Origin of the sequence: Terribacillus sp. FSL K6-0262 (genome assembly GCF_037977385.1) — a bacterium.
Classification (GTDB): Bacteria; Bacillota; Bacilli; order Bacillales; family Amphibacillaceae; genus Terribacillus.
Map to the genome: position 1 here is coordinate 2,540,763 of NZ_CP150277.1, position 15,516 is coordinate 2,556,278.

Annotated in this window: 14 protein-coding genes; all 14 read left to right on the forward strand. The window is 46.3% G+C overall.

The window, feature by feature from the left end; translation table 11 throughout:
- The first annotated feature begins 45 nt into the window (after positions 1-45).
- The 14 genes from MHI54_RS12995 to MHI54_RS13060 all read left to right on the forward strand — a co-directional run bounded on the left by MHI54_RS12995 (position 46) and on the right by MHI54_RS13060 (position 15,433).
- Positions 46-2,550 (forward strand): CDP-glycerol glycerophosphotransferase family protein, encoded by a 2,505-nt coding sequence (locus MHI54_RS12995; protein WP_340081731.1) that lies wholly within the window; start codon positions 46-48, stop codon positions 2,548-2,550.
- 211 nt (positions 2,551-2,761) lie between these two features.
- Complete coding sequence (locus MHI54_RS13000) at positions 2,762-3,607, forward strand: STAS domain-containing protein (RefSeq protein ID WP_095216131.1); 846 nt, start codon at positions 2,762-2,764, stop codon at positions 3,605-3,607.
- 261 nt (positions 3,608-3,868) lie between these two features.
- The gene (flaG, locus tag MHI54_RS13005; protein WP_095216130.1) at positions 3,869-4,222 is read left to right on the forward strand and encodes a flagellar protein FlaG; all 354 of its coding nucleotides are present in this window, start codon (positions 3,869-3,871) and stop codon (positions 4,220-4,222) included.
- A gap of 15 nt (positions 4,223-4,237) precedes the next feature.
- Positions 4,238-5,779, forward strand: coding sequence for a flagellar hook-associated protein 2 (locus tag MHI54_RS13010; RefSeq protein ID WP_340081742.1), 1,542 nt, complete (start codon positions 4,238-4,240; stop codon positions 5,777-5,779).
- 16 nt (positions 5,780-5,795) lie between these two features.
- Entirely contained in the window at positions 5,796-6,194 is a 399-nt protein-coding gene (fliS, locus tag MHI54_RS13015; protein WP_095216128.1) for a flagellar export chaperone FliS, read from the forward strand.
- The gene (locus MHI54_RS13020) at positions 6,194-6,547 is read left to right on the forward strand and encodes a flagellar protein FliT (RefSeq protein WP_095216127.1); all 354 of its coding nucleotides are present in this window, start codon (positions 6,194-6,196) and stop codon (positions 6,545-6,547) included. The genes fliS and MHI54_RS13020 overlap by 1 nt, the downstream gene beginning before the upstream one ends.
- 174 nt (positions 6,548-6,721) lie before the next feature.
- Complete coding sequence (raiA, locus tag MHI54_RS13025) at positions 6,722-7,297, forward strand: ribosome-associated translation inhibitor RaiA (RefSeq protein WP_095216126.1); 576 nt, start codon at positions 6,722-6,724, stop codon at positions 7,295-7,297.
- Positions 7,298-7,429: 132 nt separating this feature from the next.
- Positions 7,430-7,735 (forward strand): hypothetical protein, encoded by a 306-nt coding sequence (locus MHI54_RS13030; protein ID WP_340081750.1) that lies wholly within the window; start codon positions 7,430-7,432, stop codon positions 7,733-7,735.
- A 283-nt stretch (positions 7,736-8,018) separates the two neighbouring features.
- Positions 8,019-10,535 (forward strand): preprotein translocase subunit SecA, encoded by a 2,517-nt coding sequence (gene secA / locus MHI54_RS13035; RefSeq protein ID WP_340082950.1) that lies wholly within the window; start codon positions 8,019-8,021, stop codon positions 10,533-10,535.
- A 70-nt stretch (positions 10,536-10,605) separates the two neighbouring features.
- A protein-coding gene (prfB, locus tag MHI54_RS13040; protein ID WP_143594490.1) for a peptide chain release factor 2 occupies positions 10,606-11,704 on the forward strand; the annotation gives its coding sequence in 2 pieces (ribosomal slippage) (positions 10,606-10,668 and positions 10,670-11,704; 1,098 coding nt in all).
- Between the two features lie 83 nt (positions 11,705-11,787).
- Positions 11,788-12,081, forward strand: coding sequence for a cytochrome c (locus MHI54_RS13045; RefSeq protein ID WP_095216136.1), 294 nt, complete (start codon positions 11,788-11,790; stop codon positions 12,079-12,081).
- Positions 12,082-12,401: 320 nt separating this feature from the next.
- Positions 12,402-13,088: a cell division ATP-binding protein FtsE gene (gene ftsE / locus MHI54_RS13050; RefSeq protein WP_095216124.1), complete on the forward strand. Its 687-nt coding sequence runs from the start codon at positions 12,402-12,404 to the stop codon at positions 13,086-13,088.
- Positions 13,078-13,965, forward strand: a complete 888-nt coding sequence (gene ftsX, locus MHI54_RS13055) for a permease-like cell division protein FtsX (RefSeq protein ID WP_340081755.1) — start codon at positions 13,078-13,080, stop codon at positions 13,963-13,965. Before ftsE ends, ftsX begins: the two co-directional genes overlap by 11 nt.
- 40 nt (positions 13,966-14,005) lie before the next feature.
- Positions 14,006-15,433, forward strand: coding sequence for a peptidoglycan DD-metalloendopeptidase family protein (locus MHI54_RS13060; protein ID WP_340081757.1), 1,428 nt, complete (start codon positions 14,006-14,008; stop codon positions 15,431-15,433).
- Positions 15,434-15,516: the final 83 nt, after the last annotated feature.

Here is a 15,516-nt window from a genome sequence, read left to right on the forward strand (position 1 = left end):
ATTCTACGTTTACTTTTTTTATTTGTCTGAAAAGGGGATGCTCGCATGATCATCGATTTCACCCTCATCTATGCCGATGGGAACGGGACCTTGGAAACAAGATTGAAAAAGACTATCGAACTGCTGGTTGATCGGGGTCATCAGGTAAGGGTGTTTCAATCATACAGATCCGAGGATGCAAAGTGGGAGACGGCTTTGCCTGAGGTTCACTATTACGGAGAGAAGAGCGGACTGGAGTATGAGAACCCAGATTCCTTGATCGAAGGCTATACGAATAGCCTGCGGCACCATGGCAAGCCGGATGTGATTGTGGCGGTCCGGGCGCCGCTGATGAATTATGTATGCCGTACGGCGGTGGCGCAGCTGCATGGACCGATGCCCCGGATTTATTCCTGGCTGCAAGAAGCTCCTGAAGAATATGGTTACGAAGAGGCGCTGAAATTCAGTGATCGTCATTTGGTGATGAACGAACAGTTGGAGGAAGCAGTGCGCCGTTATGCATTTCAGGAGCAGTGGCTCCATATGATCGGGGAACCGATTTTGCTGGGAAAGCAGGATGTCATTCCCCGGCCAGAAAAGAAGGCGTGCTTCGTCTCTGTCGGGGAGCTATCCTTATTTGATCATCATTATGAGAAATTATTTGCGGCTTTTCAGGCTATCCAGGATAAGGCTGATCTCATGATGATCGGAGATGGACCTGATAAGGCAGCCATCAAGGCCATGGCGCAAGACATGGGAATCGGACAATCGATCCTATGGCAGGATGAGGCGGCGGACTTTTGGCCGCATGTAAAATCAGCGACAGCATTGATCATCAAAGGAAACGATGAAGCATCGCATCGTTTGACGATCGAGGCACTGGCCAGAGGAATCGTGCCGGTTAAGGAAGGGTACGGCGAGCCGCTGCCGACATTGGCTGATTTGCGGGGGATTGCGGAAGGCGTGTACGAACTCCCTCCAGCAGAGGCATGTCAGGAACTGGCCGAGCCATATCATATGGAATCGGTAGTTGATCGCTTGGAAACAGCATTGCTGGAGGAAAGCTATTCCGAAATCCCGCAGCAAGCCATACATGATCCGCAATATCTTTATTATAAAGTGCTGGATGATATTTTGACTTGCGCCATCGATGGATCTGAATCGATCGCTCAAACAGAAGAGGAAGTCGATTATTTAGCAAGCTTCTTTACACAGCGGTATATTAATGAAGAATTTCATCCTGTGGAGGCTGATGTGACCAGGCAAGCCGCATATCCCAAAGTGGAATCGGTAGACTACCATTATACAAGGGCATCGGTGCGTCTGCTGTTGATTCAGACTTGGAAGGAGCAAGATCGATCCGAGAAAGTATATTGCCGGCTGGAGTTGGTCAATAAAGCTGGCACATGGAAAATCGATCAGCTGCAGCGGGAGGCGCCTTACCGTCCAGAAGAGCAGTCCGTATCCGCGGCAGGCCGCAAAAAGCTAGTCATGGTAGCGCGCAATAGCAGCGGTTCGAACACATATGCATTGGCAAAAAGTATACCAGAAGCCATACGTGAATCCTTCGATGCAGAACTGCTTCAGCAGCAGGAAACGCAAGAGTTCCAGGAAAAAGTAAAAGCAGCCGATGTGCTGATCATTACCGAAGCGAATATCAAGCACAACAAAAAGCTGTACAATCCAAACCAGCTGATCATCGATACTTGGCATGGCTTTCCGCTGAAAGCGATGGGGTTTGCGGATAAGAATGAACAGAATAAGCATGTGCTGGCAGACCGTTGGGGCAGCATCAATTATGTATGTTCTTATTCGGATTTCTTCAGTGATTTGATGATCCGCTGCTTTAAATTGAACCCCGAACATATCCAATTGACGGGAGCACCGCGGAATGATTTGCTGCTTCAGCGGCCGGATACACATTTCCTGAAAGAAGAATTCGATATCGATCCAAGTGAAAGCAGGATGATTTTCTTTATGCCGACGTATCGGCAAGTAGCACATAATGACCGTGCGGATACGAATTTGAATCGGGATAATTTGTTTGGCATGGAGAGCTTCGATAATGATCAGTTTCATGATTTCCTGGAGAGAGAAAACCTGGAGCTGATAGTGAAGCTGCATCCAGCGGAGGAGAAGCTGTTCCTGAATCATTTCGAAAGGCAGACACGTGTCCATCTCCTTACTGATGAAATGCTGACACGCTATGGTATGGATCTGTATGAAATCATGCCTCTGGCCGACATGCTCATAACGGACTATTCCTCGATATATTTTGATTATTTGCTTCTGGATAAGCCTATCATCTATACGCCTGTCGATCTTCATTCGTATCAGCAGAATCGTGGGTTCATCCTTGATTCGTACACGAACTGGACACCTGGTCCGAAAGTGACGACCCAGGAGGGACTGCAGGATGCTTTGGCAACTTTTATAGAAAATCCTAATTGGTTCAGTGCTGAACGCAAACAAATACGGGACCAAGTCCATCATTTCCAGGATGATCAGTCATCAGCAAGGGTGTGGGATTTTATCCAGGAGAAAATCGCTGCTTACACCCAGCCCGTGTGAACCGCCTTTATAGGGCGGTTTTTTATTACTTTCGATTATTTTTTCCGGAATAGGTTTTGAATGAATAGGTTATGGGTAGATAGAAGAGGACAATCCTCCTGATTCGGGAGGAATGAATATTTTCCAAATTATTACTTGTAAATTTACAAGAATGGCAAAATTACATATATTTAAACAGAGAAGTTAAATGAACCTCAGGAGGAACAGGAGTATGCATAGGAATAAAGACTTGTATTTGTTTTTGGAACAAAAAGCGAAGGACCTTACGGAAGATTGGTATCGGCAGCTTGATAAGCATAACAGCTCTGGCGTTTACGCAACCCGTGATCCAGAAACGATAGAAAACCTCAAAAAGCAAAACTACGATTTTCATCTTCACTTCTTTCGTATCTTCATTGAAGACAAAGAAACTTTCAGCAAAAATTTCGAAGAGTGGATTATTTCCATTGCGCGGGATGAAAAACATCTGAATACGCCCACGCATCAAATCATCCGTGAATTTGTTGTCACTCGGAAGCAGTACCTTGATTTGATCAATGAATTTTATCATTTACATAAAGACACGATCGAACGGGAAATGCTTGAACTTTGGAACCGCGAAATAATCACAGCCGTTGATCAGGTGATCCTGAAAGTGACGGAGGAAATGCATCATTATTCGAATCGGAAGCTGCAGGCACAGCAGGAGATGATCAATGAACTCAGCTCTCCAGTCATCCTGTTGAATGATACGACAGCCCTGCTGCCATTGGTAGGTGACATTGACACGAACAGAGCGAAACTGATATTGGAGAATACACTTCGCGCATGTACCGAACAGGATGTCGATTTGCTGTTCATCGATCTCTCCGGCGTCATCATCATCGACACGATGGTTGCCCAGCAAATCTTTTATCTTGTCGACGCGCTGAAATTAGTCGGGGTGGAAACGGTGATTTCCGGAATGCGCCCTGAAATTGCCCAGACGGCAGTCCAGCTGGGAGTCAGCTTCAATGTCAAAACAACCGCAACATTGACACAGGCAATCCGTACTAGCAGCCGTATCTCCATTAACTGATTTGAAAATGCTTACATGATGTGTTTCGCCCTTTTCCATCAGCAGAAAGATAGCTGATCGATCTTGACAAGGCAGCACATGAACTGCAGCAGCCTATCTTGCCAGTGAGGCTTCGGATCACAAGTTAGTCCATAATTGATGACAAGCAGGCGGGTACAGAAAGAAGTGCCCGTTTTTTTCTGCGTTTTTTTGTTTTGCTTCTTCACATCCCTGTCATTCTGCCGATATAAAAAGAAACGCATGTGCAAGGAGATGGCTTTGATGATTGATAAATTGTCTACCGCTTCACAGCATGTTACACACCAGTCGGGAGAAAGTCGTCCCGCAGCGAGCGAAACAATACGTAAACAGGAGACCGCTTCGGATGGCTCCAACCCATATATCGATTTTGACAAATCAGATTTCGAACAAGTGATTGAAACAATGAATCAATTTTTGGAACCGACCCATACAAATTTGAAATTCGAGTTGCATGAAGAACTGGAACGTTATTATGTGACTGTGGTCGATTCCGATACGAAGCAAGTCGTCAGGGAAATCCCGCCGAAGAAATTATTGGATGCCTATGCCAAGATGGCGGAATTCATGGGTTTGCTCGTAGATGAAAAAATATAAGGAGCAGGTGATCATATGGTAGATAGTGTTTCTTCCAGCAGCAGCAATTCCATGCGTGTAGGGGGACTTGCTTCCGGAATCGATACGGATTCCCTCGTGGAACAATTGATGAATGCAGAGCGCCAGAAATTATACAAACTTCAGCAGCAGCAAACGACGCTGACCTGGCAGCAGGATGCATATCGGGAAGTGAATACTTCATTAAATAGTTTTTATGAAAAAGTCAAAGACATGAGATTATCGACAAACTTCAATACAAAGTCGACTAGTTCAACAAGCAGTGCCTTGACAGTTACGGCTGGGTCAGCCGCTCCGGATGGCAACTTTACGATCAATGTGAAGCAAATCGCAAAGGCCTCTATCAATACAAGTGGTTCAAGCATTGCAGAAGCTGGTTTCGATCCTGACGCTGCAATAGGAGAGCAAACGTTTGCGGGAGGAAAAAAAGTCACAGAAGCCGATTTATCTTTCTCCATCACGACATATGATCAAGATGGCAACGAACAGGTGCATGATTTTTCTTATGAAACAACCGACAGCTTGAATGATATCCTTTCAGATATTACAAATTCTGACGCGGGTGTCCGCGCTTTCTATGACGAACAGACAAGAAAAGTTGTCATCGAGAAGAAAGATACCGGGCAGTTCAATAAAGATGGCGGACCGGAGATCAGTTTCGATGCCAGCACCAATAACTTCTTCACGAGTTTCTTGAATCTGGATGAAAATGAAGAATCAAAGGGCCAGAATGCGGTGCTTGTTTATAACGACAAGCTGGAGATTACGACCACCGAAAACAGCTATAATTTAAATGGCATGACGCTGAACTTCACGGCTCCGACAAATGGTGCAGCAACAGTGACAGTCAGCAATGATGTGGATGCGGCCGTCGAGAAAATCACGGCACTCGTCGATGAATACAACAAGCTGATCGAAGAAGTGAACGGAAAGCTGACGGAGCAGAAATACCGCGATTATCCTCCTCTCACAGAAGCTCAAAAGGAAGAAATGTCCGAGGATGAAATCAAGTTGTGGGAAGAGAAGGCGAAGAGCGGTCTGTTGAGAAGTGACTCTACATTGACCTCTGGTCTTTCGGGACTTCGTTCGACCTGGTACAGCTCGGTAGAGAACGGCGGGACATTTACGCACTTGACCCAAATCGGCATCACAACTTCCAAAGAGTGGCGCGATAATGGGAAACTGGTCATAGATGAAACAAAACTAAGGGAAGCCTTGACGGAGGATCCCGATGCGGTCCACAAGCTCTTTTATAATAATACAGAAGATGAATCAAGGGGATTGCTCAATCGTTTGGAAGATTCCCTTAAAAAGACAATGGACAATATCTATAACAAGGCTGGTAAATCGACTTATACAAATGATCAATTCACGATTGGCAAGAGCTTAAATGAAGTCAATGATAGAATCGAGTCTTATCAGGATTATCTAAAAGATGTAGAAGATCGATACTGGCGCCAATTCTCAGCCATGGAACAAGCCATAAGCCAATTGAATCAACAATCCGCTTATCTGATGTCTAACTTCGGAACGGCGTAAAAGGAGTATGACAATCATGTCGGTAAAAAATTACCAGGCGTATCAGCAAAATTCCGTCCAGACCGCTTCACCAGGTGAACTGACACTCATGCTGTATAACGGCTGTATCAAATTCATCAAATTTGCTCAGCAGGCATTGGAAACAAAGGATATCGAGGCGAAGAATACCAATATCCAAAAAGCGCAGAATATCGTGCGTGAGTTAATGATTACTTTGGATCCTGACATTCCAATCTCCAAAGAAATCATGCCTTTATATGACTTTATCAATCAGCAGCTGATTCAGGCAAATACACATAATGATCCGCAAGCGCTCAGTGCTGCATTGGAACTGATCACGGATTTCCGTGACACTTGGAAGGAAGTCGTCAAACAGGCGCGCAAGCAGCAATTCGGTACAGGAGCGTCTGTCTGATGAATCGGGTGCAGGCATTGTATGACACGACTTCTGAATTGGATGTACTCGTCAGTCAGCCTGTGACAGCCGAGAATCGGGAAGAAGTCGTCCATTCCCTTACAGAGCTGCTGGGTATCCGTTCTGAACAGATGGACGAGCTGAAGCCTCCTTTCACAAATGAAGAAAAGCAGCTGGGCAAGGCGCTATTGCCGATGAATGAACGGATCAGCAAGCATGTGCAGCAGATTTTCGAGCAATTGAAAATGGATATACGGATGATCAATAAGCAAAAGCAGTCCGGTAAAAAATATATCAACCCATATGCCAGCATGCATACGTTTGATGGCAGGTTTTTGGATAAACGGAAATGAAGAACGCCCGAACCTATAATGGTCCGGGCGTTTTATCGTTTGTTATTTTATTCGTGTCCATTTCGTGACAGGTTCCGACCATTTTTTTATTTTTCTGATTTATTTTTTGTTTATAAAGGGTTTGTAAAGGGAATGTAGAAAGTACCTCGTAAGGATGAAAGGAGGACACTTGTTATGAAGTACAATATTCGTGGCGAGAATGTCGAGGCTACAGAAGCGATCAAGAACTACGTTGAGAAGAAGGTAGGCAAATTGGAGAGATATTTCGATTCTCCGGTGAATTCCGAGGTTCACGTAAACTTGAGTGTCCATAACAATGAGTCGAAGATCGAAGTGACAATCCCGATGAAGAACCTGCTGCTGCGGGCAGAGGAAAGTCATACCGATCTATATGCCGCGATCGATCTGGTCGTAACGAAACTGGAACGGCAGATCAAGAAGCATAAGACGAAAGTGAATCGGCGCTCCCGCCAGAGCGGGGATGCACCGAAGCATGCATTCGCTGCTCTGGAGAATGAAAGTGCAGCCGGAGCAGTCGTCGCAGCTGCTGAAGATGAAGAAGACCTTAGTTCGTTCGAAATTGTACGGAACAAGCGTTTTGACCTGAAACCGATGGATTCCGACGAAGCAATCCTGCAGATGGATATGCTGGGGCATAGCTTCTTCGTTTATACGAACTCCGTTACAGGAGATACGAATGTAGTCTACAAACGTAAAGATGGAAGATATGGGCTCATTGAGCCTAACTGATAAAAGAAATACAAGGCAGGCACTTTCGTGTCTGCCTTTTTACATTTAAGCCGTTTTGCAAAAACGATGGGGAGATTATCTCGTAATCACTTAAAAAAAGAGATGAAAACTGTCGGATGGTGAGGAAATCTTGTGCTTTATGAGGAAAGTCCCTGGCCGTTTTACGAAAACGGTCATTTTCCCTTTCGAAAGTCCTGTGTTATAAATAAGTCAGCTACAACAAAGGGGGTACTGACCATCAGACATTCAGATAATGCTGTCCAAAGAGTCTCCCATTCCCAACTCACACAGCATGAGCATACGATCACACAGCTTCTCGAGATCATTGCGGCGACCAATCGAAGGCTGGCAGAACTTCAATGGAAGCAGGAGCAGCTCGAGCGCTGGTGCATCGAACAAATGCAGCGTGATCTGTCCTCCGGATCACGTGTCTTCTGAGGGGCAGACTTCCTTTTCCCCGCAAGACTCCCACCAGGATGCCGCAGTCTCCCCTCTGGAGGCTGCGCATTCCATTGACGGTGGTATTCAAGCGGCTGGAGTAGCGATTACGATACTGCGAATATCCGACATGGCACACTCCTTCCATGTTAAGCGGCGTCTGTTGGCGTCGCTGTTTTTTGCTTTTTTGGATGGGCTGATTACCCTTTCTTGTAAACCGTCAAGCCTAGTGTTATTATTATTTTTGGACTATACTTTTTTGATTTAAAAGAGGAGCGTTATGATGCGTGGACTACTAAAACGGGTGTTTGGAGACGGTACGCAGAAGCAAGTAAGCCGTGCCCAGAAAACAGCCGAACAAATAGAAAGTTTAGCAGACGAATATCGTGGATATACAGATGAACAATTAAAAGAAAAGACGACGCAATTTAAAAAACGTTATCAGGATGGCGAGTCCTTGGATGATTTGCTGCCGGAAGCCTTTGCAACCGTGCGGGAAGCGGCTGACCGAGTGCTCGGCATGCGACCTTTCCATGTACAGCTGCTTGGCGGTATCGCCATCCATGGCGGCAATATTGCCGAAATGAAAACAGGGGAAGGTAAAACACTGGCAAGTACAATGCCTGCTTACTTGAATGCTTTAGCCGGCAAGGGCGTGCATATCGTCACAGTCAATGATTATCTCGCCGGCCGTGATATGGAAAATAACCGTCCGCTATTCGAATTCCTCGGCTTGACCGTCGGGCTCAATAGTGTGGGCATGACACGGGAGCAGAAGCAGGAAGCATATGCTGCAGACATCACTTACAGTACGAACAATGAGCTTGGATTCGATTATTTGCGGGATAATATGGTGCTGTATAAGGAGCAGATGGTACAGCGTCCGCTTCATTTTGCCATCATCGATGAGGTCGATTCCATCTTGATCGATGAAGCACGGACACCGCTGATCATCTCCGGTTCAGCTGCGAAATCGGCAAGTCTGTATACGCAGGCCAACTCGTTTGTTCGTATGCTGAAGAAGGAAGAAGATTATACAAATGATATCAAGACGAAATCTGTTTTGCTGACGGAGGAAGGCATCAACAAGGCAGAGAAGTTCTTCGGTCTGGAAAACTTGTTCGATTTGAAGAATGTGTCCATTACGCATCATATCAATCAAGCGCTGAAAGCACATGTGACGATGCAGCGCGATACGGATTATGTAGTCGAAGAAGGCGAGGTCATCATCGTCGACAGCTTCACCGGACGTCTCATGAAGGGACGCCGCTACAGCGACGGTCTTCACCAGGCTATCGAAGCGAAGGAAGGCCTGCAGATCCAGAATGAAAGTATGACGCTTGCCAGCATCACTTTCCAGAACTATTTCCGGATGTACAAAAAGCTTGCCGGTATGACCGGTACAGCGAAGACAGAGGAAGAAGAGTTCCGCAATATCTATAACATGGATGTGCTTGTCATCCCTACCAACAGGGAAATCACGCGTGAGGATAAATCCGACTTCATTTTCAAATCCATGGAAGGCAAGTTCCGTGCCGTTGTCGAAGAAATCAAGGCCCGCCATGCAACTGGCCAGCCAGTGCTTGTCGGTACAGTAGCCGTCGAGACTTCCGAACTGATCAGCAAGATGCTGAAGCGCGCCGGTGTGCCGCATAATGTATTGAATGCGAAGAATCACCATCGTGAAGCAGAGATCATCGAGGACGCGGGTCAAAAAGGCGCTGTGACGATTGCCACGAATATGGCTGGACGCGGTACGGATATCAAGCTTGGTGAAGGTGTGCGGGAACTGGGCGGTCTTGCTGTCATCGGTACAGAGCGTCATGAATCCCGTCGTATCGACAACCAGCTGCGCGGTCGTGCCGGCCGTCAGGGAGACCCGGGTGTGACCCAGTTCTATCTGTCCATGGAAGATGAATTGATGCGCCGGTTCGGTTCCGACAATATGCGCAATATGATGGATCGTCTAGGCATGGATGACAGCACACCGATCGAGAGCAAAATGGTATCACGTGCTGTCGAATCCGCTCAAAAACGAGTGGAAGGCAACAACTTCGATTCTCGTAAAACGGTGCTTTCCTATGATGATGTGCTTCGTGAACAGCGGGAAATCATCTATAAACAGCGCTTCGAGGTAATCGACAGCGACGATTTGAACCCGATCATCGAAGAAATGATCAAGGATACCGTCCATATGGTCGTTCAAGCACATACAGCAAATGATTCAGATGAAGCATGGGAGCTTGATGCATTGGTTGAATACGCTCATGCCAACTTACTGCCGCAGGATAAGCTGACAGTCGATGAGCTGAAGAATAAAGATGAAGAAGAAATCGAAGAATTGCTGCTTGAAAAGATTCGCAGGCATCTGAAACAGAAGGAAGAAGAAATGACACCTGATCAGATGCGCGAATTCGAAAAGGTCATCCTGCTTCGCACGGTTGATACGAAATGGATGGATCATATCGATCAGATGGATCAGCTTCGCCAAGGTATCCACTTGCGTGCTTATGGACAAAACGATCCGCTCCGGGAATATCAGCTGGAAGGCTTCAATATGTTTGAAGCGATGATCACTTCCATCAAGGAAGAAGTGACACGCTATGTACTGAAAGCGGAAATCCGTGATAACCTGCAGCGCGAACAGGTTGCTAAAGGTGTCCAAGCTGTCAGCGGCGATGATACCCAAGCAGATAAGAAAAAGAAAAAATCCCCGATCGTCAAAGGCGAAACGGTAGGACGAAATGACCCATGCCCATGCGGAAGCGGCAAAAAATACAAGAACTGCCACGGACAATGATGCCGGAAGTCCCGTGCAAGCCGTTGCGCGGGTTCTGTCCCGGTCATAGACTTATATGAGGTGAGAGAAAATGGAATTTGCAGAAATCAGAAATGAACTGGATCGTATGGATAAACAATTAGCTGACTTTAGGGGGTCTCTTTGACTTAGATCAAAAGAAAGCCCGTATCGCTGAGCTGGAGGATCAGATGCTGGAACCGACGTTCTGGGATGATCAGCAGGGAGCTCAGAAAGTCATCAATGAATCCAATGGCTTGAAGGAATCAGTGGAAGGCTATGAAAAACTGGTTTCCCGCCATGAAGATTTGGAGGTTTCCTTCGAATTGGTGAAGGAAGAAGAAGACGAGGATCTTCGCAGCGAGCTGGAAGAAGAGATAGTATCGATGCGCGAAGCACTCGATGAATTCGAGCTGCTCATGCTGCTGAGTGAACCGTATGATAAGAACAATGCCATCCTTGAACTGCACCCAGGTGCCGGCGGGACGGAATCGCAGGACTGGGCGAGCATGCTGCTGCGTATGTACACGCGCTGGGCAGAACAGCATAACTTCAAAGTGGAAACACTTGATTATCTTCCTGGAGAGGAAGCTGGTGTGAAAAGTGTGACCCTTTTGATCAAAGGCTTGAATGCGTATGGCTATTTGAAAGCAGAAAAAGGCGTGCACCGTCTTGTGCGTATCTCGCCATTCGATAGTTCCGGACGCCGCCATACATCATTTGTATCCTGTGATGTGATGCCGGAATTCGATGATGACATCGATGTGGACATACGGACAGAGGATCTGAAAATCGATACGTACCGTTCGAGCGGTGCCGGCGGTCAGCACGTCAATACGACCGATTCGGCGGTAAGGATCACGCATATCCCCACCAATACGGTCGTTACATGTCAATCCGAACGTTCGCAGATCAAAAACCGCGAACATGCAATGAAGATGCTGAAAGCGAAGCTGTATCAGCTTGAAATCGAGAAGCAGCAGCAAGAGCTGAACGAAATCCGCGGGGAACAAAAAGAAATCGGCTGGGGAAGCCAAATCCGATCCTATGTGTTCCATCCATATTCCATGGTAAAAGATCATCGGACGAATGAAGAATCGGGAAATACACAGGCTGTGATGGATGGACAGCTTGATCCGTTCATCAACGCGTATTTGCGTTCCACATTATAAGGGCTTTCTGTAAAGCTTCTGTAACATAACAAGCTGAACCGTCATTCCACTCACAAGAAAAGGATGCGATTCTCTTGAAAAAAATGGCGATAGCAAGCACCATTCTTGCATTCCTGTTTATCCTGGCAGCTTGCGGCAGCAAGGATGAAACAGCCGAAACACCGCAAGAAGCCTATGAAAACAACTGTGCCATGTGTCACGGACAGGATTTGAGCGGCGGCAATGGAGGCCCTCCCCTGGATACCCTGGGCTCCAAGTATACACAAGAAGAACTTGTGGAAATCATGGAAAACGGCAAGGGCGGTATGCCAGCCGGCCAAGCGGAGGGAGAAGAGGCGGAGAAAATCGCCGAATGGCTTCGGAATCAGCAGGAATAGCGTGATTGTGACAAATACCCATACACGAGCTGTATGGGTATTTTGTTGTGTTTTTGGACCCTGTCAGCACGGAAAAACGACAGCATACAGCATAAAATATTTCAAAAAACATGTCTTTTGTCATATTTTGAAATATAAATGTAATATTAATTCATCTAAAAAAATACAAATAAGATGTTATAATGATTTCAGGTTCGAGAGCTTTTTCGATTGCTTTCGCCAATGTTCGACATACTTAAGTTAATAGATTAGCAGATTAGTTCGACATAATTTAGTTCGTAAATTAGCAGATTAGAATAAAAACAAAGGTGAGTTAAAACATGATAGAAATGAAGGGTGTGCATAAGACATATGCCAATGGCGTTACGGCGCTGAATGGCGTCAATGTGCATATCGACAGCGGGGAATTCGTGTATTTGGTAGGACCGAGCGGAGCTGGTAAATCCACATTCGTAAAAATGATCTTCCGTGGAGAAAAACCGAGCACTGGAATCGTAAAAGTCGATAACAAAGATTTAAGCACATATAAGGAACGCCATATTCCGAGGGTCAGAAGGAAAATAGGTGTTGTGTACCAGGATTTCAAATTGCTTCCGAAGCTGACAGTCTATGAAAATGTCGCTTTTGCCTTGGAAGTAATCGAAGAATCTCCTAAAATCATCCGGGATCGTGTCATGGAAGTGCTGGATCTTGTCGGGATAAAGGATAAAGCCAGATCATTACCTGATGAATTGTCAGGAGGGGAACAGCAGCGTGTCGCCATTGCCCGGGCAATAGCGAATAATCCGAAGGTCGTCATCGCCGATGAGCCAACCGGGAACCTTGATCCGGAGACATCCTGGGGCATCATGAAGGTGCTGGAGGATATCAACCAAAAAGGTACGACAATCATCATGGCAACGCACAGCAAAGAAATCGTGAATACAATCAAGAAACGCGTCATCGCCATTGAAAATGGCAGAATTGTCCGTGACGAAGCAGGAGGTGATTACGGGTATGAAGTTTAATACCGCGAAACGCCATCTGCGCGAAGGATCCAAGAATATTTTCCGTAACGGCTGGATGACCATCGCCTCGATCGGGGCGGTAACTGTGACCCTGATCTTAGTCGGTGTCTTCCTGGCTGTCGTGTTCAACTTGAACAAGTTTGCAACCAATATCGAGTCGGATGTCGAAATGAGCGTCTATCTCGATCCCACACTTGGTCAGGACCAAGTGAAGTCCATCCAAAGTGAGATTGAATCGATTGATAAGGTTGGTTCCGTAAAGTATTCCTCGAAGGACGAGCAGTTGAACCAGCTGATGGAGGATATGGGGCAGACCGATTGGGAGTTATTCGAACAAGACAATCCATTGAGTGATACCTACATCGTCAAGACGTCCGATCCGCATGATACGGCTGCCGTTGCTGACGAAGTTGCGAAACTGGACGGAGTGGACAAGGTGGATTATGGGAAAGCGACAGTAGAGAATCTCTTTACTGTGAGTAAGTACGCCCGCATAATCGGTGCAGTTCTTATCCTTGGGCTGGTATTCACCGCCATCTTCCTGATTTCAAACACAATCAAAATCACGATCATTGCCAGAAGCAGGGAAATCGGCATCATGAAATTGGTGGGTGCGACCAACTCCTTCATCCGCTGGCCGTTCTTCATCGAAGGGCTGCTGCTTGGAGTATTGGGAGCCATCATCCCAATTGCACTGGTACTCGTCGGATACTATTATCTGTCAGGGAACATGACAGATAATATCAGCATCGGTTTCGTCGAGATCCTCCCTTACTCACCATTCGCATTCCAGCTTGCAGGGATATTACTTGCAATCGGTGCAATCATCGGTGTCTGGGGCAGTGTCATGAGTGTCCGTAAATTTCTTAAAGTCTAACTAACCTAACAATATATAAGCTTGTAAAGGAAGAAAGGGAATGAGAGAAGAAATGAAGAAGATGATCAAGCCCGTTCTTGTAGCTGCATTAGCTGCAGGAACAATCCTACATACTCCGATTCAAACATCCGCGAAATCTTCCTCTGACGTTCAGAGCGAAATTGACGAACTGCAGAAGAAGCAGCAGGAAAACAACAGTAAGCAAAGCGAACTCGAAGGTGAAATCAATGACGCCAAGTCTGAGCAGTCGGATAACCTGGCTGAGCAGGAAAATCTGATGGCGAAGCTGGATGATTTGAACAACGAGATCGACAAGAATGAAAATGCTTTAAGTGATAAAGAAAATGAAATCTCGGAAACGAACAAGAAAATCGAGAAGATTTCCAATGATATCGTCGAAACCGAAAAAGATATCGAAAAACGTGAAGATAAACTATCCGACCGTCTTGTCAGCATTCAGCAAAACGGCGGGGATGTCCAGTACTTGCAAGTATTGATGGGCTCCAAAAACTTCAGCGATATGGTGAACCGCCTGAATGCCGTTACAACGATCATGGATTCCGATAAGGAGCTTTTGAACGGTTATATCCAAGCGAAGCAGAAGCTTGAGGATCAAAAGCAGCAGCGTGAAGATGAAAAGAAAAACCTGGAAGATCAAAAAGCGAAGCTTGAAGATATCAAAGCAGACCTGAAGTCCCAGGCAAGCGAGCAGGAAGAATTGAAACAGCAGCTGGAAGAGGAATATGAAAAACTAGGGAACAAAATCCTTTCTGCCGAAGAAGAGAAGGAGCTTGCAGCCAACCAAGCTGAAGCACTTCGATTGGCACAGGAAAATGCTGAATCCGAGAAAGCTGATTTAGCAGCACAGGAAAAAGCGGCAGCAGAAGCGAAGGCAGCAGCAGAGGCGGCGAAGAAAGCAGCAGCAAGCAAGTCCTCTTCCTCCAGCTCTGCATCTGAATCAAGCAGCTCTTCCAAGAGCAGCAATTCGAGCAGTTCCAGCAATTCGTCCAGTTCAAGCAGTTCCTCCAGCTCCTCCAGTGCCAAATCAGCACAAGCTGGTATCTTCTCTTGGCCGGCACAAGGTCGCCTGAGCTCTGGATTTGGTGTCCGGAATGATCCATTCGGAAGCGGCTCGTCCAGCAATCACTATGGACAGGATATCGCCAATGCTACTGGAACACCGATTCATGCAGCGGCAAGCGGTGTTGTTTCCTACAGTGGCACGATGAATGGATATGGCAATGTTATCATCATTACGCATTCCATCAATGGACGTACGTACGAAACACTTTATGGTCACCTAAGCAGCCGTGGGGTTTCCGTTGGGGAAAAAGTCTCCAGAGGACAAGAAATTGCGAAAATGGGTAACACTGGTGCATCCACCGGTTCCCACCTTCACTTTGAAATTCATGAAGGCAAATGGAATGGTGCGAAGAGTAACGCAGTCGACCCAATGAAATATTTCTAAGATCAGAATCGAAAAAGGCATTCTCCGATGATGGAGGTGCCTTTTTCACATCATCTGCCTATTTTAGTGATAAGATAGAGGGA